Source organism: Bacteroidota bacterium (assembly GCA_016720935.1).
Taxonomy (GTDB): domain Bacteria; phylum Bacteroidota; class Bacteroidia; order AKYH767-A; family 2013-40CM-41-45; genus JADKJP01.
Window position 1 is genome coordinate 269,545 of the sequence record JADKJP010000002.1, and the last position, 19,179, is coordinate 288,723.

18 protein-coding genes are annotated in these 19,179 nt (G+C 41.6%); 11 read left to right on the plus strand and 7 right to left on the minus strand.

Annotated elements, in window-relative coordinates; genetic code table 11:
* Positions 1–44 precede the first annotated feature (44 nt).
* From IPP86_01320 to IPP86_01330, 3 genes are all read left to right on the plus strand, one after another.
* Positions 45–455: an ATP-binding protein gene (locus IPP86_01320; GenBank protein ID MBL0137152.1), complete on the plus strand. Its 411-nt coding sequence runs from the start codon at positions 45–47 to the stop codon at positions 453–455.
* A 42-nt stretch (positions 456–497) separates the two neighbouring features.
* On the plus strand, positions 498–1,817 hold the full coding sequence (locus tag IPP86_01325) for a zinc-dependent peptidase (GenBank protein MBL0137153.1): 1,320 nt from the start codon (positions 498–500) through the stop codon (positions 1,815–1,817).
* A 226-nt stretch (positions 1,818–2,043) separates the two neighbouring features.
* On the plus strand, positions 2,044–3,837 hold the full coding sequence (locus tag IPP86_01330; GenBank protein MBL0137154.1) for a DUF885 domain-containing protein: 1,794 nt from the start codon (positions 2,044–2,046) through the stop codon (positions 3,835–3,837).
* A 121-nt stretch (positions 3,838–3,958) separates the two neighbouring features.
* Here IPP86_01330 and IPP86_01335 read toward each other — a convergent pair whose 3' ends face one another.
* Genes IPP86_01335 through IPP86_01345 form a run of 3 tightly spaced genes read right to left on the minus strand, consistent with a single transcriptional unit; the run spans position 3,959 to position 6,696 of the window.
* Entirely contained in the window at positions 3,959–5,401 is a 1,443-nt protein-coding gene (locus tag IPP86_01335) for an aldehyde dehydrogenase (GenBank protein MBL0137155.1), read from the minus strand.
* Between the two features lie 50 nt (positions 5,402–5,451).
* Positions 5,452–5,856, minus strand: a complete 405-nt coding sequence (locus tag IPP86_01340; GenBank protein MBL0137156.1) for a DUF4258 domain-containing protein — start codon at positions 5,854–5,856, stop codon at positions 5,452–5,454.
* Between the two features lie 57 nt (positions 5,857–5,913).
* The gene (locus tag IPP86_01345) at positions 5,914–6,696 is read right to left on the minus strand and encodes an SDR family oxidoreductase (GenBank protein MBL0137157.1); all 783 of its coding nucleotides are present in this window, start codon (positions 6,694–6,696) and stop codon (positions 5,914–5,916) included.
* A gap of 129 nt (positions 6,697–6,825) precedes the next feature.
* Here IPP86_01345 and IPP86_01350 point away from each other — a divergent pair, with 129 nt between their 5' ends.
* The 5 genes from IPP86_01350 (at position 6,826) to IPP86_01370 (ending at position 11,642) form a co-directional block, all read left to right on the plus strand.
* Positions 6,826–7,122 carry a hypothetical protein gene (locus IPP86_01350; GenBank protein ID MBL0137158.1) on the plus strand — a complete coding sequence of 99 codons (297 nt, stop codon included), beginning with the start codon at positions 6,826–6,828 and terminating at the stop codon, positions 7,120–7,122.
* A 76-nt stretch (positions 7,123–7,198) separates the two neighbouring features.
* Entirely contained in the window at positions 7,199–7,726 is a 528-nt protein-coding gene (locus IPP86_01355) for a 3-hydroxyanthranilate 3,4-dioxygenase (GenBank protein MBL0137159.1), read from the plus strand.
* Between the two features lie 102 nt (positions 7,727–7,828).
* Positions 7,829–9,862, plus strand: coding sequence for a tetratricopeptide repeat protein (locus IPP86_01360; GenBank protein MBL0137160.1), 2,034 nt, complete (start codon positions 7,829–7,831; stop codon positions 9,860–9,862).
* On the plus strand, positions 9,849–10,856 hold the full coding sequence (locus IPP86_01365) for an amidohydrolase (protein MBL0137161.1): 1,008 nt from the start codon (positions 9,849–9,851) through the stop codon (positions 10,854–10,856). Before IPP86_01360 ends, IPP86_01365 begins: the two co-directional genes overlap by 14 nt.
* A gap of 51 nt (positions 10,857–10,907) precedes the next feature.
* A complete protein-coding gene (locus IPP86_01370; GenBank protein MBL0137162.1) occupies positions 10,908–11,642 on the plus strand; it encodes a DUF1223 domain-containing protein in 735 nt (244 codons plus the stop codon).
* A 360-nt stretch (positions 11,643–12,002) separates the two neighbouring features.
* Here IPP86_01370 and IPP86_01375 read toward each other — a convergent pair whose 3' ends face one another.
* The 4 genes from IPP86_01375 to IPP86_01390 form a co-directional block, all read right to left on the minus strand.
* Positions 12,003–12,884, minus strand: coding sequence for a hypothetical protein (locus IPP86_01375; protein MBL0137163.1), 882 nt, complete (start codon positions 12,882–12,884; stop codon positions 12,003–12,005).
* Positions 12,885–12,895: 11 nt separating this feature from the next.
* Positions 12,896–13,300 (minus strand): hypothetical protein, encoded by a 405-nt coding sequence (locus IPP86_01380; protein MBL0137164.1) that lies wholly within the window; start codon positions 13,298–13,300, stop codon positions 12,896–12,898.
* 23 nt (positions 13,301–13,323) lie between these two features.
* Complete coding sequence (locus tag IPP86_01385) at positions 13,324–13,686, minus strand: hypothetical protein (protein MBL0137165.1); 363 nt, start codon at positions 13,684–13,686, stop codon at positions 13,324–13,326.
* A gap of 85 nt (positions 13,687–13,771) precedes the next feature.
* Positions 13,772–14,617, minus strand: coding sequence for a T9SS type A sorting domain-containing protein (locus IPP86_01390; protein ID MBL0137166.1), 846 nt, complete (start codon positions 14,615–14,617; stop codon positions 13,772–13,774).
* A 298-nt stretch (positions 14,618–14,915) separates the two neighbouring features.
* Between IPP86_01390 and IPP86_01395 the strand changes: the two genes are divergently transcribed.
* From IPP86_01395 to IPP86_01405, 3 genes are all read left to right on the plus strand, one after another.
* A complete protein-coding gene (locus tag IPP86_01395) occupies positions 14,916–15,593 on the plus strand; it encodes a response regulator transcription factor (GenBank protein ID MBL0137167.1) in 678 nt (225 codons plus the stop codon).
* On the plus strand, positions 15,593–16,885 hold the full coding sequence (locus IPP86_01400; protein MBL0137168.1) for a HAMP domain-containing histidine kinase: 1,293 nt from the start codon (positions 15,593–15,595) through the stop codon (positions 16,883–16,885). Before IPP86_01395 ends, IPP86_01400 begins: the two co-directional genes overlap by 1 nt.
* 113 nt (positions 16,886–16,998) lie before the next feature.
* Positions 16,999–18,900, plus strand: coding sequence for an amidophosphoribosyltransferase (locus tag IPP86_01405; GenBank protein ID MBL0137169.1), 1,902 nt, complete (start codon positions 16,999–17,001; stop codon positions 18,898–18,900).
* The last annotated feature ends 279 nt before the right edge of the window (positions 18,901–19,179 follow it).

Consider the following 19,179-nt stretch of genomic DNA (forward strand, 5'->3'; position numbering starts at 1 on the left):
TACAATCCAGCATAGTTAATACGCTTACAAAATACATTTTAAACATGCAGACAAAATCCCTGATTCTTCTCCGGGGACTTCCCGGCAGCGGGAAATCCACATTGGCCGAAGTTCTGAGTGAAGAAGGGAAATACCCGGTTTTTTCAATTGACAGCTTTTTTACAAACCAGGAAACAGGGGAGTATAATTTTGAGTTTGATAAAAATTATCTTGCTTACCGGAAATGTGAAGAGGACACTCAGTCTGCAATGGAAAAAGGAGAATCAAAAATTATTGTCGACAATACTTTTACGCTTGATTGGGAAATTGAACCATATTTTAAACTGGCATCAAAGTTCAATTACAGGGTGTTTGTACTTACGGTTGAGAAGTACCATTCTCAAAATAACATTCATGGAGTCAATGAGGAGCAAATTCAGAAGATGGCAGAAAAATACAAAGTGAAATTGCACTAAAAATATTGCATTTCTTTTTGAAAATGATTTTCTTGTTCCGGCATGATTGAGGGCATTTTTTTCTTTATTGGTATCGGGTTCGTAGTCTCCTTTCTGGGGTACATCGCTTTTTTCATTTTGAGTCTTGCATTTGATGGATTCAGAGGAATGATTGATTCATATCTTCTTCGTTTCGGAGGAGCTATTGATGGGAATCTGAAAAGCAAATATGAAATCTGGTTTGCCGGGAAGTTTAGTTATTATGACCGCTTGCCGGAGGATATGAAAATAAAATTTCTGATTCGTGTCCGGAGATTTGTACGATCAAAGGAATATATTGGAAGGGAGAATCTGGAAGTAACGGATGAAATGAAGATCATGATTGCAGCATCCGCGATACAGCTGACGCTTGGACTCGAGAAATACACGCTTGATCATTTTGAAAAAATCCTCATCTATCCCGAAAAATTTCTGAGCACTGTCACAGGGGAATACCATATCGGAGAAGCGAATACAAAAGGAATTCTTGTGATCTCCTGGACCGATTTCAAAAAAGGATACGCGTTCAAGGATGATACGTATAATGTAGGACTGCATGAAATGGCACATGCGTTGGACCTCGAGAAGCGTTTGGGTGATGATGCTGATGAATTTTTTACCATGTATTATCCTACATGGAATTATTTTGCGAAAGAAGAATTTGAAAAAATGCAGGATGAAAATCATTCGTCCTTTTTAAGATCTTATGCCTCCACGAATCAGCAGGAGTTTTTCGCGGTTTGTGTTGAACATTTCTTTGAAGCATCAAAATCCTTTCGGGAAAATCTTCCTCAATTGTATAGTCATCTTTGCATTCTACTAAATCAGGATCCACTTCAGCCTGATTTCAAAATACGAAGCATCAGGAAGGAAAAAGCTATTTGGACTGAGGAGGAACTTACCCTCCAAAAACCCGAATTGCAATTTCGTTCATTTCCATTTTCAAACCCGGAACAATTAGTAAAGCATGGATTCTTCCTTTTGATTGGTATTTTATTTTTGATTCAACTAAACGATATTTTAATTGAGGTATTGGCTGCCATTTTGATATTGGTCTATATCAGCTTGCGTTTGTGGATGGTTGCCAGTGTTGTTTCACTTTACAAGGATGTTCTGGTGATAAAAAAGATCTTTCGCAAAAAGGTCTTTCAATATCCAATAGAAAAGATCCTGAAATTAAATATTGCAAAAGGTGATTACTCATCCGGCGAGTTACAGTTGATACTGGCAAAGGAAGGAAGGATTGTTCGTTACGAACACGGTTTCCAGACCAGTCCGGAGGAGGAGCAGAAACTCCTGACTTCATTGAAAAAATTCCGTGAAGAATTGATTCAAAAATCCTAGAGTTCTCCTTTTCCGATTTTTCTTTCTTTGGAAAATATTTTCGTATTGACACAGAACCTATCCTAAGGGATATTTCATGCGACAGACTTCTTAACACTCCATAACACTTACACTTAATAAACTGTTATTTCTCCATTTTTCAGAAGGAATATTTTGTAATCCGCTTATGCGAGTCTGGATTGTATTCGAAATCTTAGTACATTTCCAACGTTAAATTCGAATCCCTATGAAATATACTTTACATGCGTTCGCTTTGATACTGATTGTACTTGCTGGCTGTGGTCAGCAACAAAAAGCAACTTCTGAGAAGACTGATCAAAGTGCCTCTCTCAAATCTGTTTTTCATAATTACCAGGAAGACCGGATGCGTCTGAGCCCGCTGGAAGCGACATTTCAGGGAGACAATCGCTACAACAACCTGCTTCCGATTGATATCAGTCTGGCATACCGTGATTCCTTCCGGGTATTTTTCAAATCATATCTCGACAGCCTTGCGAAATTTTCAGCGGATGATTTGAATGAATCGGATCGTTATAGCTATGAGATTCTGAAATACGAATTGGAGACGAGTCTGAAAGGTCTCGAGTTCAAAGATTATCTGATGCCGATTAATCAGTTCACCTCTTTAACACTGACTTTTGGTCAAATGGGAACAGGCCAGGGTTCTCAACCGTTCAAGACTGTACAGGATTATGACAATTGGTTGTCTCGTGTCGACAGATTCGCCATCTGGTGTGATACCGCGATCCAGAATATGCGTGAAGGAATGCGCGAAGGAATTGTGCAGAATAAAACCCTGATGGAGCGTGTACTTCCGCAATTGAAAGACATGTTGGTGACGGATGTGAAGAAAAGTATTTTCTATATGCCTGTGACAAATATGCCAGCGGAATTTTCTGCATCGGATAAATCACGAATTGATTCCGCATATCAGCTCGCCATCACCAATAAGATTATTTCTTCTTATAAAAAACTATATGATTTTATCAAAGACGAATACATCTCCAAATGCCAGGATAAAGCAGGAATAGGAAATATACCTGGAGGAAAGGAACAGTATAGTTTCCTTGCTCATTTGTGGACCACAACGGATCTCTCGCCGGATTCTATTTTTGCATTGGGTCAGTCGGAAGTGAAAAGATTGCGTGCGGAAATGGAAAAAGTGAAAGAGCAAACAGGTTACAAAGGTGATCTGCGTTCATTTTTTACATATCTGAATAAGGATAAAAAGTTTTTCCCGTTTACCACTGCACAGCAGGTGCTGGATTCTTTTGGAAATATTCATGAACACATGAAACCTCAGCTGAGCAAGTTGTTCAACAAAGTTCCGCGTACAAAATTTGAAATTCGTGAGACTGAAAAGTTCCGGGAAGCCAGCGCAAGCGCGGAATACATCCAGGGAACTCCGGATGGAGCACGTCCGGGAATTTTTTACACACCGATTCCAAATCCTAAAAAATTTAATTCATTCGGCATGGAAGATTTGTTTTTACACGAAGCCATTCCGGGTCATCACTATCAGACTTCACTTGCGCAGGAAAACGATTCACTTCCTGTCTTTCGCCGATTCCTCAACTACGGTGCTTATGTAGAGGGTTGGGCTTTGTATACGGAATCATTGGGAAAAGAACTCGGCTTGTACGAGGATTCGTATCAATACTTCGCGTCCTTGAGTGAAGAGATGCACCGCGCGATCCGTCTTGTTGTGGATGTAGGCATGCATCTCAAAGGCTGGACACGTGAGCAGGCGATTGAATTTTCACTGGAGAATGAAGGTGAGAGTGAAGAGGCGATCACCAGTGAAATCGAAAGATACATGGCTTATCCCGGACAGGCGCTTTGTTATAAAATCGGACAATTAAAAATCCGTGAGCTGCGTCATAAAGCAGAACAAGAGTTAGGAGATGAATTCAACATCGCCGGTTTTCATGACGCGGTACTTGATGGAGGCAGTTTGCCTTTATCCATCCTTGAACAAAAAATCAACCACTGGATTGAATCGCAGAAAAAAAATTCTTAATGGAATTTTCTTCACTGATATATTTGTAAGTTATGATAGCCCCTTTGCGTCCTTTGCGTTATACCTTTGCGCCCTTTGCGCGAAAAAAAGCGATCAACCAAAGAGCGTAAAATGTCTTAAACTACAACCGAATACAAACATTCCGTTCCTCCGTAAAGAAATTCAAAGCCTCAAATCCTCCTTCACGTCCAACACCGGAACCTTTCATTCCTCCAAACGGTGTACGCAGATCGCGCAGCAACCAGCAATTGACCCAGATAATTCCACTTTGAATTTTCGCGCTCATGCGGTGAGTGCGACTCAGATTTTGTGTCCACAGTGTTGCGGCTAATCCATAGGTAGTGCTGTTCGCGTACTTTAATACTTCTTCTTCCGTATCAAATGGAGTAAGCGTGACAACCGGACCGAAAATTTCTTCCTGGTTGGTACGGCAATCGTAGGCGAGACCTTCGATGACGGTAGGTTCAATATAGTATCCGTTTTTGCAGGCACCATCAGGATGGATTTCATTTCCACCGCAAATAATTTTTCCACCTTCTTCCTGTGCCAGTTTGATGTAATACAGAATTTTCTCCTTATGCGCTTTTGACGCGATGGCTCCGATCCAGTTTTCTTCTTTCAGCGGATCACCGACTTTCAGTTTTTTTGTTTCTTCAACAAAAGCGTTTTTGAATTTTTCATAGATGGGACGTTCCACAAAAATCCGGCTACCACAAAGACAAATTTCACCCTGATTGGAAAAAGAAGAACGAACGGATGTGTGAACAGCTTTTTCAAAATCAGCGTCAGCGAAAATGATGTTTGGATTCTTTCCTCCTAATTCAAGAGAAAGTTTTTTAAACATCGGAGCCGCGGTACGCGCGATAATTTCTCCGGTTTTTGTTCCGCCTGTAAAACTTACTGCAGGGATTTTAGGATGAGAAACAATGGCCATTCCAACTTTTGGTCCGAGTCCGTGTACGATATTCAATACACCTTTTGGAAAACCAATTTCGATACACAATTCACTCAGCAGGAATGCGGTCATCGGAGTGATTTCACTCGGCTTGGCGACAACGGTGCAACCGGCAGCGAGAGCAGGAGCAATCTTCCAGGTAAACAAGTAGAGTGGAAGATTCCAGGGTGAAATACAACCCGCGACTCCAACCGGTGTGCGTAAGGTATAATTCAGAGCTGTATCTTCCATTGCATGCGTTTCTGTATGCGCATGCAAAGCAGCGGTAGCATAGAAATGAAAATTCGATACGGCTCTGGGAATATCAACTGATTTAGAAAGCCAAAGTGGTTTACCCTGGTCAACAGATTCCGCCAATGCAAATCGATCCAGATTTTTAAGAATCATGTCGCTCAGCTTCATCAGCAAACGGGAACGTTTTTCTTTTGGCATGGAAGACCATTCCGGGAAAGCCGCTTCTGCCGCTTCAGTTGCCAAAGCTACATCTCTTTCATCGGAATCAGGAATGAGACTATAGACTTCACCTGTAGAAGGATTGTAATTGTCGAGATATTGTCCTGACAATGGAGCATGCAGCGCGCCGTTGATGTAATTCTGAATTTTTTGCATGAAGAATTAATTCTTTAATGAGTACTTGTTGCGGATACTTTTTTGTTCAATTATTCACAATGGCATTCGAACTCGTGATCCAGATCGATCACGGTAATGATTACCGCTTCATTATTACAATCTCCAACAACCACACGGACTCTTTGATTGTCTTTGGTAATTCCCTCCAATGCATAAGTCGGACAAGGTTTATCTTTCAGATCACTTTTTCTGTAATTGATCGAACCATTTTCCAGAATGTCTTTCACTTCTGTTTCGGCGATGTTGCGACAATCCATGCGGCAACGCGCGTGTGTTGTCAGTTTAATTTCATTGTGACGAAAGGCTTTTTCCCTTTTGTCAATTCGTGTATTCGCATTGTTTCTTCCAAAAATGAAATACAATACCAACAAGATGGCCAGTACAATCAATGTAATCGGTCCTTGTTTTGCTCGTATGGATTTTTTTTCAGTCACGATTTAATTTACGAATAGATATTAGGGGAAGGGTGGATGCTTTTTTTTGAAAGCGAATTACAAACAAAGTGTTCTTCCACCATCTACCGGAACATTGATTCCGGTGATGTAGGATGCAGCCGGTGAAGCCAGAAAGCCAACAGCATTGGCAATTTCAGAAGCTTCAGCAAAACGGTTCATTGGAATTTCCTGCAACATTTCCTGCTGAACGGTTTCCACATTCATTCCGGTCTTTGTCGCTTTTGCATCAATGATACTTTTCAGACGGATGGTTAATGTCGCGCCGGGAAGGACATTGTTTACCGTGATGCCGTATTTAGCGACTTCTCCGGCCAGAGTTTTTGACCAATTAGCCACAGCCGCACGTATTGTATTCGACACCCCGAGATTTTTTAAAGGTTGTTTTACAGAAGTCGATATTATGTTGATGATTCTGCCATAACCATTCTTTTTCATTCCTTCCAAAACTGCCTGAGCCAGGATGTGATTACAGATCAGGTGATTCGAAAATGTCTGGACGAAATCCTCAGTTTTGGCTTCGGTGATCGGGCCAGAGGCTGGTCCGCCGGTATTGTTTACCAGGATGTCAATGGTACCATGACTTAGGATATAGGAATTTACTTTTTGCTTTAATTCTTCCGGTTTTGAAAAATCAGCAACGATATAATCATGGTTTCCGGGTCCGGGAAGTTCGGATTTGACTTTTTTCAACTCCTCTTCGTTCCTGGCTACGAGGATGACCGAAGCTCCAAGGCTGGCCAATTCCAGGGCAGAGGCTTTCCCAATACCCTGAGTACTACCACAAACCAATGCTTTTTTACCCTTTAAATTGAGGTTCATTTTTTGCCGGATTTCTTTACATTTGAAGGACAGGAATGAAAGGGAAAATTGCCGGATCAAGGGAATTCTCTGAATAGCCTTTCCTCCCGTCCTCAAATCTACACTTCCCATCCCGAAAAAAGAAATGTTATGGAACACCTTGTAAATCTGGTAAAAGCAAAGGCCGGACTCAGTGATGAACAGGCGAAACTGGCAGTTCAGGCAGTGATGGATCATTTGAAATCTAAATTCCCGACTATTCTCCACCATGAACTGGACAAAATTGCGGAGGGTGGTGATTTTGGTGATGCCGCAAGGGAAAAATTTGACGGCCTTCGTGATAAAGCCGAGGAAGCAGCGAAACATGTAGGAGAAAAAGCGGAAGCTTTCGCAGGAGAACTTCGTCAGAAATTCAACGAAGTTTTCGGACCGAAAAAAAATTCATAGTGAATTGGTTGAATCAAAATACTTCGTTCATTTTCCTCAAAGCACATTTTCAATTTCATCTTAAATCTCAAACCCCATGTCAGTAACCAGACCTTTCAGTTTCAAAAAGTGGATTGATGAAAATCGCCATCTTCTCAAACCTCCTGTAGGAAACCAGGTGGTATACAAGCCTAATCAGGATTTTATCGTGATGGTCGTTGGCGGACCAAACTCCCGGAAAGATTATCATTACAATGAAACCGAAGAATTTTTTTACCAGTTAGAAGGAGATATTTCCGTAAAAATTATTGAAGACGGAAAACCGGTTGAGATCCCAATTAAGGAAGGAGAAATTTTCCTGCTTCCGGCAAAAACGCCACACAGCCCGCAACGTGGTCCAAATACAATCGGACTGGTGATGGAAGTTCAACGTCGCGATGGTATGAAGGATGGATTTCAATGGTACTGCGAAAAATGTAACAACAAAATTTACGAAGAATATCTTGATCTGACTGATATCGTCGCGCAATTGCCTGTGGTGATGAATAAATTTTACGAGAATGAAAGCCTCCGTACCTGTAAAAAATGCGGAGCGGTGATGGAACCACCGGCAAAGCTTGTTTGATCGTTTAAGAGAAATTTCTTCATTCATTTTTTATCCAAGAGAAAAATAATCGCTCAACCTTTATTCTTCCTGAGTCAATAGGGGAGAACACAGAATAGACGTATGCAGAAAAAATTAACCCGGAAAGAAAAGATTGCCTTACAACAACAGGGAGGAGTCACTCCAGCAGCGAAACGTCAGCCGGCGAAAGAACAAAAATCCAATGTAAAAAGGATCTTAGGTCTTTTTGTTGCCATTCTTGCATTCGCGATTTATTCAAATACGTTCAGTAACTGGTATGTACTTGATGACTGGGGACTGATGCCGGAGAATACCATGGTGAAAAAAGGAATCAGCGGAATTCCGGAAATCTTTCAATCGAGTTACCGTGCCGGGATGAATATCAACGATTACCAGCTGTATCGTCCCTTGTCGAAAGCGATGTTCGCGGTGGAATGGCAGTTTAGTCCGGGAAATCCAGCTCTTGGCCATTGGATGAATGTGATATGGTTCGCGCTGACTTGTTTGTTGTTGTTTCATGTATTGACCGTATTGCTAAAGGGCAATCTGCTCGTTCCATTTATCACGGCATTATTATTTGCGACTCATCCTTTGCATACGGAGGTGGTCGCGAACATCAAGAGTCGGGACGAGATCATGTCTTTATTGTTATTGCTGGCAACCTTACTCTGGACGGTACGCTATTCGATGACAAATAATGTGAAGTACCTGATCGGTTCGGCGATTACATTTTTTCTGGCATTGCTTTCAAAGGAATCTGCAATTACCTGGCTGGCTGTAATTCCACTTGCCTTGTATTTCTTCACGGATGCAAAATCGTCAACTTACATTAAAAGTTCCGCTATGCTCTTCCTATCGACAGCGGTATTTTTATTGATTCGCAGAAAAATTCTTGGAAATGTTGACTTACCCATTCCTGTTGTGGACAATTCATTGGTCGCCATTAAGAATGTACTTGTTCAGCGCGCTAATGCGATTTCAATTCTTGGTTATTATCTGAAATTATTTGTGTTGCCCATTACACTTTGTTCGGATGGTTCTTTCAATACTTTCCCGGAATTGTCCTTGTTTGACTGGAAGGTAATTACATCACTGGCTTTGCTGGTAGGGATGGGTGTTTATGCAATTATTCGTTTCAGAAAAAAAGACCCGGTTTCATTCGGAATACTTTATTTTCTGGTGACCATTTCTATTGTCAGTAACGTATTGATTCTAATCGGTACAAATTACGGGGAACGTTTGTTGTTCCTACCTTCACTGGGATTCTGTTTTGTTGTTGCCGTTTTGTTGCAACGCGGTTTCAACCTGAGCGCGGAGCATGTTAAAGCGAATTCTATTTCTTCTTTTATGAATTCAGCAGGGAGACCGGTTTATGTTGCCGCATTTATTTGTCTTTTATTCAGCATTAAAACCATAGCAAGAAACAAAGACTGGAAAAGCGATACAACTCTTTTTGATACCGACTTGCAGACCGTTCCCAACAGTACGCACATGTTGTTTTACAGAGCGAACCATATTACCGCGGAGGAAGAATTGCTTGGGTTGGATAGTTTGCAAAAGAAAAAAGTAATGGACGAAGCGGTTCAATTGCTGAGTCGCGCGGTTGAAATTTATCCCGGTTATGCTGATGCCTACCAGCGCAGGGGATATATTCGTTATACGGAGAAGGATTATAGCAAAGCTGAAGCGGATTATCTGAAAGCTCTGGAACACAATCCGACTCATCCTGTAACGCATAACAATTATGGAAATTTGCTTTTCAACCAACGAAAATATCCTGAAGCGATGGAACATTTTAAACTCGCCGCGCAATACAATCCGTTCTACGCTCACGCGATTAACAACATAGCAAGTGTATATGGTGTCTATGCGGAAGGCCAGCGCGAACAAGCACAAAAGGATCCGGCGAATCAGGCGCAGCATCTCGAAGAAGCCAGGCGACTTTTTGAAACTGCGGTCACTTATTTTTTGAAAGCGATAGAAATCGATCCCGGTTATCCTGATCCTTACAACCTGGTGGGTATGACGTATCGTTACATGGGTGATGAAGCCAACGGAGAGAAATATATTGCCTTAGGCAAAAAAGTACAACGGGAAAAAATGGAGAAGCAAAAAAGAAACAATGCTAAAAATTGACATACATACCCACATTATACCGGAACATCTGCCTGACCTGAAGGGCAAATACGGGTATGGCGGATTTATTTCCCTTGACCATCACAAACCCTGCTGCGCGAAAATGATGATCGACGGAAAATTTTTCCGCGAAATTCAGGACAATTGCTGGGATGCAGGAGTGCGAATGAAAGAATGTGATCATCATCACATCGATGTACAGGTACTATCAACAATTCCAGTGATGTTCAGTTATTGGGCAAAAGCGGAAGACGCTTTGGATTTGTCGATGTTTCTTAATGACCACCTCGCGGATATCGTGCAACGTTATCCGAAACGCTTCATTGGGTTAGGGACAATTCCATTACAATCTCCTTCACTTGCGATTAAAGAGCTGGAGCGTTGTATGAAAATAGGTCTGCGTGGAGTTCAAATAGGTTCGCACGTGAACGAATGGAACCTGAATGCTCCGGAACTCTTTCCGGTATTTGAAGCCGCTCAGGAATTAGGCGCGGCGATTTTTGTGCATCCCTGGGAAATGATGGGAAAAGAAAAAATGCCGAAGTACTGGCTCCCATGGCTTGTAGGTATGCCGGCTGAAACATCTCTTGCGATTTGTTCCATGATTTTTGGTGGTGTTTTTGAAAAACTTCCCGGTTTGCGTGTCGCATTTGCACATGGCGGAGGATCTTTTCCGGCAACGATAGGAAGAATTGAACATGGTTTCAATGTTCGTCCTGATCTTGTGGCTGTCGACAACAAAGAGAATCCAAGAAAATACCTCAAACAATTTTATCTTGATTCACTCGTTCATGATCCGATGATGCTGGATTATCTCGTGAACCTTATGGGTGCTGATCGTATCGCGCTTGGAACGGATTATCCATTTCCTTTGGGAGAACTGGAACCGGGAAAACTCATTGCTTCCATGCCTTATGATGACTCTGTGAAAGAACGATTACTTTCCGGTACTGCTCTGGAATGGTTGAAAATGAATAAGGAGATGTTTCTCTGAAGGAGGGCTAATTTTTTCTCCATCTCCATCGCTGTAAAAAAAACCTGCACCGTGCGATTCCGACTTGAATTTCTTTTATTCCTTACTCTTTTAATCAGCAATACAATTGCAGATGCACAGGATAATGGTTTTGCTGTCGTGGAACTTTTCACCTCTGAAGGTTGCGAAAGTTGTCCTGCCGGCGATAAAATTTTAAGTCAGCTTTCAGCCGAAGCAAAGCAGTCAGGGAAAGCCATTTATTGTCTGGAGTATCACGTTGATTACTGGAACAAAGGAGGATGGAAGGATCCCTTCAGTAAAAATCAATTTACATTTCGCCAGGAAAATTATTCGAGAGTACTTCCCGGAAAGGAGATGTATACCCCACAGATCGTCATTAATGGTCAGGCTGAATTGAACGCGAATAATCTTTCGCTCGCCAAAGCCGCGATTGAAAAAGCACGCAACCAGACACCTCTTTTAAATCTGACTTTTCAGGTTGATTCCATTCGCCGGGATACAGCTTTTGTTTCTTACACCTGTTCAAAGCAGGATAAAAATTATGTCCTTCGTTTTGTACTCACAGATAATAAAGTGAGCAGTAAAGTTACAGGTGGACAGCATACCGGTAAATTACTTGTGCATGATAATGTTGTGAGACTACTTTATTCTGTAAACAATCCTTCTGCACAAGGACAGGCAGCTATCCCTTTAAAGGAATTCAAAGCTGATGCGAATTTCACATGGACCGCGTTTGTTCAACACAAACAAAGTCTGCGTATCCTTGGCGCGAGTCGCGTTCAATGAACTTTAATTCAGCTTCAGTTTCTTGAAATGAAAATCTTGTTTCAAAAAGAAACCCCGCCTGAAAGATCAGACGGGGTTTAAAGCAGCTGGACCACCACGTTGAACGCCCCCTTAGCAGTTTTACCTGCGTTCGCCCTTCGCTGTGGCCAGCATTTCTTTAGGGCACCTCTAACAACCTCTTTCGGGTGCTGTTAATTCAATTCATTATTTCAATCAGGCACATTCGATGCTTGATCTTTTTTTGCAATACTTCGTTGTTCGTCAGTCAGATACTTAGTTTCAGTATCTTCCTTCCTCACGCCTCATATTGCAAAAAAACCTCATCGCACATCACCCAAAATAGGTTATTAGAGGTGCCCTTTACAAAGTAAATACACGGGACACATTAAATCCTAAACGAATCCCGGCATCGTTCCATTGTGAATCGGTAAAGGGAAGAAACTGATTTTCAACCAAACCAAATGAATTGGTCAGGTGCACCTGGAATACGTGTCCGCCGGTTTCAATTTCATAGCCGATACCCATGCTATCGTAATTTTTTGTATTGGAATATTTATTCATGCGGTAGGCATATTCTGCCGTGATCGCGGAACGTTTGCTGAATTTCAAACGGAACATTCCGGAGATACCATACATGTCATTTTTATCAGAGATGGCGGTCACCATGTTGTAGTGTACAAACCAGGGAGCGATTTGGAAAGAAAAACTTGGAGAGAATTTTCTTCCCATTAAAATCTGGAAGTTATACGACAATCTGCTGGTTTCGTGTTCGAATAAATCATAACCATTGATCACCTGGTTTTTTAGAGCGTTGCGGTACATTCCTGCAAAAAGAGTTACGGTTAATGGCATGCTGTTGTCATCACGCTGACGAAGCAATTTCCATTTCAGAAAACCATCGACCATTTTCTGGTACGAACTGCGACCGATACCGAACATGAATCGTCCGTCTGGACTATATTCAAGACTCAAACGAATATTCACAGGACCATCGATACCCCAGGCATTATAACCTTTGCTGTTGATGGCACCAAACCTGTGTGAAATGCGGAAGTCGAGAGTTTTTGGTCCGACAGTTTCGAGAGTATGAAAATTAACCAGACGTGTTGTTTTGAATGTAGCAATCGTAAGGTCATGAGATTTTTCATTTTCATTTCCCAAAGTACTCAACAGGTCCTGCGCATTGAGCAGGAATGTTGAATTGATAAAGAGAAGGAAGAGAAGAAGAGATCTTAATTTCATAGAAGGGGAATCTAGTTATTTAAGCGGCCTTGAGTAAACCATTTTTCAATTTTTGAAATATCACAATCACTCAGTTTACCTGAAGGTTTAGGCATCCATTTACTTTGAGAGACAGTGGATTCGTGTTTGATACGCGCAAGGAAGTTCGCTTCTGTAGCATCATCAACAGTAGCCATTACATCCGCGTAATTTGCAAGGCCAAGTCCGCTAGAGCTTGCATCCTGGTGACAACCGGCGTCATTTGTACCACAACTACCTCCTGTAAAAATAGGGAGAATGTCGTTGGCGAAAGAAACAGTATCCGCGATGGTACACTCAGTGGTGAGTGGAACCGGGTGAATCTCATCAAAATTGTCGTAGTAACATGCCTGGAGAAATCCAGCAGCAAGCACGGCAAGGAAGAATAGTTTTTTCATTTTTTATATGGAGAATGGGGCTTTCAATTGTTCAGTGCACCTTGCTCAATCCAAAGATAGATGGTTAGAATTTGTCTGTCTGTGAGTTGTGAAGCGGAACCGGGAGGCATTTTATCTTCACCTGATTTTTTTGTAATTAACTCATACAATTTGCTTGAATGGGCACTAAATGCCTGGATGTCGCCATTGTGCATCACATCATCATAAGTAACCAGGCTCTTTTCGTGTCCGCCATGGCAATCAGAGAAATTGCAACTGCCGGCAAGAATGGGCTGCACATCTGTCTGAAAGGAAGCGGCAGGTGTGACGGGGATTTCCGGATCGTGCCTGCAGGAGTTCAGCAAGAGAAGGCTGAAACCTGCAATAGAAAATAGTAGTTTTTTCATTTTTCTGAAGCACGAAAAAAAAATCCTGTCGAATTCTAACGCATCGACAGGATTTTTCTTTTCACACAGGTAAATTAAAATGGAATTATTGAATAATTACTTTTTGGATTTTCGCAGATCCATCCACAATCGTTTGCAGGAAATAAACTCCGGTTGGCAATGCACTCAGGTTACGAATCACTTCAGTATGTGTGCCCGGCAATTCAGTAGATGAAATGTGCTTTTGAACAAGGTCACCTTTCAAACTGAACAGATTCATTGTTACGAGTCCGGACAAATTCGCCTTGTAAGTAACAGTGATGAAAGAGGATGCAGGGTTCGGATAAACCGACTGAACAGCATCTACATTCAGATCATTAGTAGCAGTAGTATTCGGATTTGCAACCTGACTTCCGCTATAAACATAATCACCGCTTTCAGCTCCGTCAGCATCTGCGGCAGCACCGGCAAAATAGAAGGTAACCGGACCGATATTGGTTGCAGGTGATGTCCAGCTGAAATTAAATTCTTTTGCTGCAGCAGTAGCTCCACCATTCAATTGGTGAACTACATTGCGACGAACCACACCTGAAACGGTACGGGTTTTAATCTGTGTTGATGCCGCATCTGTAATGTTAAGCGTTCCGGCATTGTCATTTGTTGCGTCAAGAGCCTCAATAGCAACACCAAACAGGCTGTTTGCGCTTCGGGAAACAGTAACACTCATATTGTAGGTCGTATTCGGGAGGTATTCCCAATTTGTCATAGAAGGACTACCAATGGCGATTGAACCACCACCACTATTCAAAGCGAAATCACTGTGGCAATTTGTGCAGGTTTGTTCACCTGGCGAGCCGGTATAGCCCGCTTTGCCATTATCACTCATTTTTTCGCTCGTGAAAAGAGCGATCATTGCAATTGGAAGAACACCAAGTAGAAGTTTACGGATCATAGGTTTATGGGTTAGAGGATAAATAGATTAATATGAAGCGTGCCCTTCAATTAAGGACACAAAACTAAGCTTTGATTTTGGAGGAATTCTGAATACTAAGTGATTAAATAAATTATATTACCAGACGTTAGCAGAATTCCTATTTTTACATTTTACTATCCGGATAAATTTCCAAACAGATATTTGTCAAAACGAGATTCCAAAGTACGGCAAAATACAAAGGGGACGAGATGACAGAAGTCAGTAATTTGAACAGGCAATGGTTAAATACATATTTACCCTTAAATGAAGAAAATCGATGAAAGTACTACTGGTAGAAGATGAAAAGGAATTACTGCAATCCATGGTTGCGTTTTTAAAGGAATCAGGGATGGTTTGCGAGCAGGCGACAGATTTATCCTCTGCTCTGGAAAAGATTGATTTGTATGATTACGATTGTATTGTCCTCGATATCGGTTTGCCTGATGGTAATGGCCTGAAGTTAATCGAAGAAATGCAGAAAAAGGAGCATAAAACAGGAATTGTGATCGTTTCTGCCCGAAATTCTCTCGATGACCGTCTTACCGGATTGAATATTGGGGCGGATGATTATATCACGAAGCCGTTTTATATGCCGGAACTGACTGCCAGGATCAAATCGGTAGTGCGCAGAAGAACATTTGAAGGAAAAAGGGAGATCATTTACCATGAATTAAAGGTTCTGCCCGATGAAATGGTGATGTATGTAAATGATAAAATGATCAGCCTCACCAAGAAAGAGCACGAATTGCTTATGTATTTGCTGAGTAATTCGAATAAAGTGCTTACCAAAGAATCCATCGCTGAACACCTCTGGGGCGACCACGCGGATATGGCCGATTCTTTTGATTTTATTTACAGCCATATCAAAAACCTCCGTAAAAAAATTACTGATAACGGAGGAAAGGACTACCTTAAATCAGTGTATGGAGTAGGGTACAAGTTTTCCGGTGAATAATGAAGCTGCTGAATCTAACCAATCGCTACTACATTGTCATTGCATTATTTCTATTGCTGATCAGTGTCTCATTTCTTACCTATCGGGTCATATACCTGATGGACAAGGAAATCTCAGACCACATGCGCTATGAAAAAATGCAAATTGAAAAGCAGATTGCGTTACAACCGGCGATTCAGAATACACATTTTGTTCTGGGAGATCGTATTCAGATTGACCCGATTCCAAAGTTTACTACGTTTAAAGTTATTCTCCGGGATACTACTGTTCTTCTCAGCGAAGAAGGAAAAATTATCAAAGTTCCTTATCGGATTTTATCCTACGAACAACTTATTTCAAATCAAAGTTACCGCATCACCCTCTGGAGAAGGCTCACAGAAAACAGAGACCTGGGGAGAGGTTTGGTCACCACCATCATTCTTGTTTCACTGGATATCATCGCCTGTTTTTATTTTCTGAACCGATGGTTTTCGAGTAAAGTATGGCGTCCCTTCTATCGCGCGATCAATGTGCTCAAGAAATTTGATCTTCAAAAAGGAGGTAAGGTATTGTTTCAGCGTTCCAATGTGGAGGAGTTCAATACCCTGAACGCGGAACTCACCAAACTCACCGATAAAGTCACACGAGATTATAAAAACCTCCGTGAGTTTACAGAGAACATGAGTCATGAAACTCAGACACCACTCGCGATTATCCGTTCGAAACTGGAACTCTTACTCCAATCAGAAAATTTAAAAGAAGATCAGATCGGACATATCCGAAGTACACTTGATTCAGTGAACAGACTTTCGAAAATGAACAAGAGCCTTATCCTGCTCACACGTATCGAGAATGAGCAATATGCCACGGAAGATTTGGTTCCATTAGGAGTATTGCTAAGACAACAACTCGAAAGCCTTGATGTATTTATTGAAAATAAGGAACTGAAAGTTCAAACACATATCGATGATGATATCAGTATTCGCATGAATCAACATCTTGCGGATATTTTATTGACAAATCTATTATCCAATGCAATAAAATACAGCACCAGGGGAGGCGAACTTAACATAATGCTCACGACCCAGAGATTGGTGGTGTCCAATTCAGGCCCTCCTTTGACAATTCCCGGAGATCAGATTTTTGAACGTTTTAAAAAAGGCGATTCACCAGATTCAGTTGGTCTCGGTCTGGCAATCGTGAAAAAAATTGGTGGCCATTGTAGTTTGCAGCTGCATTATGAATACACCAACGGAATGCATAATTTTATTGTTGAATTCAGGCCGGATCGGGTGGTTGTCCGTCAGGTCTGAATAATAAAAGCGTGATTCTATCCTTTTTTCCAACTTTTTTGCGGCGATTATACCATCGAAAGGAATCAATTTAGGTTTTTTTCAGCCCTTCAAAAGCCCTATCTTTGTAATCCATGTCGGACTCCATCCATCACGAATGCGGCGTCGCGCTGATACGCTTGCTAAAACCCCTTTCTTACTACCAGGAGAAATACGGGACATCTTTTTACGCATTGAACAAACTATACCTGTTGATGGAGAAACAACACAACAGGGGACAAGACGGAGCCGGAATCGCGAATATTAAATTTGACGTGGACCCGGGAACACGGTACATCAGCCGTTACCGTTCCAATCACAAACAAGCGATCGCGGATATTTACGCGAGGATCCATTCAAAATTTGAACAGATCGGAAAATCACATCCTGATAAAATTAATAATCCGGAGTGGTTGAAGAAAAATGTAGCCTTCACCGGTGAATTGTGGCTGGGTCATTTAAGATATGGTACTTACGGTGGAAATAGTATTGAAGCTTGTCATCCTTTCCTGAGACAAAACAACTGGATGACACGAAATCTCGTTGTCGCAGGAAATTTTAATATGACCAATGTTGACGAGCTGTTTGAAGACCTTGTCAAACTCGGACAACATCCCAAAGAGAAAGCCGATACTGTTACAGTGATGGAGAATATTGGTCATTTCCTCGATGTAGAAAATGATGAACTCTATTATAAATTCAAAGAACTGGGCAATAGCAAACAGGAAATTTCTCCTCTGATAGCCGGACATCTGGATATCGCGAAAATTCTGCGCAATTCATCACAGAACTGGGACGGAGGATATACTATTGCAGGTTTGTTCGGACATGGCGATGCTTTTGTACTTCGTGATCCGGCAGGAATTCGTCCGGCCTTTTATTACCGGGATGAAGAAATCGTTGTCGTTACTTCTGAAAGACCCGCAATACAAACCGCGTTGAATGTTCCTGCAGAAAAAATTCAGGAAATAAAACCCGGTCATGCACTCATCATTCGCAAGAATGGAAAAATCACTGAAGAGCAAATCAAAGAACCAACACAGAAACTGAGTTGTTCCTTCGAACGCATTTATTTTTCAAGAGGTAGCGACGTTGATATTTATAAAGAAAGAAAAGAACTCGGACGATTGTTGTGTCAGTCTACTTTACAGGCAGTAGATCACGATTTACGCAATACAGTTTTGTCATTTATTCCAAATACCGCTGAAGTCGCTTTTTATGGTATGCTTTCCGGGATGGAAGATTATCTCCGCGATGTAAAGAAGAGAAAGATTAAAGCCCTGGGTGATGATCTGACAGATGAAAAGTTAAACGAAATACTTTCTATTCGTCCAAGAGCGGAAAAGATCGCGATTAAAGATGCAAAACTGCGCACCTTCATTACCAACGATACGGATCGCAGTGACATGGTCACTCACGTGTATGACATCACATACGGAACCATCCGCAAAGGCATCGATAATCTTGTGGTGATCGATGATTCAATCGTTCGTGGAACAACGTTGAAGAATTCTATCCTCCGCATGCTCGACCGTTTAGGTCCGAAAAAAATTGTCATCGTTTCTTCCGCTCCTCAAATCCGATATCCCGATTGCTATGGTATTGATATGGCAAGAATCGGTGATCTTGTTGCTTTTCGAGCGGCAATTGAATTGCTTGATGAACACAATATGGAGCATATTGTAGATGAAGTTTATCAACGATGCAAAGAACAGCTTGAGCTGGGTGTGAATGAAATGAAAAATTTCGTTCGCATGATTTATCAGCCTTTCACCGCGGAACAAATCAGCGCGAAGATTGCTCAGTTGGTTCGTCCGGACGATTGCAAAGCGGAAGTACAGATTATTTTTCAGAAGATAGAAGATCTTCACAGCGCATGTCCGAATCATCGCGGTGACTGGTATTTCAGTGGGAATTATCCTACTCCGGGCGGTAACAAAGTTGTTAGCAGGGCCTTCATCAATTACATCGAAGGAATCAACGCTCGGGCGTATTAATTTCCGCTTTTCCTGATTTTAGCTTCCATTTTTTTATTCTATCGGAGAAATCCGTGTAGTGATTTTGTATTCGGGTCAATAGCGAACCGCATTTTGTAAGTATCTTTTTTCAGCTCAAACAGAGAGACAGATCAGGATCAGACTGTTAACACTTGAATTTTCAGACAATCTGTACGAAAACCTTACAGAACCTTACACTTTGGTAACTAAGGTCATTTAACGTCGTTTTGAAGCAAGCCCCAATTAAAATTTTTTATGCCAAGGCCTGAATTACGAAAC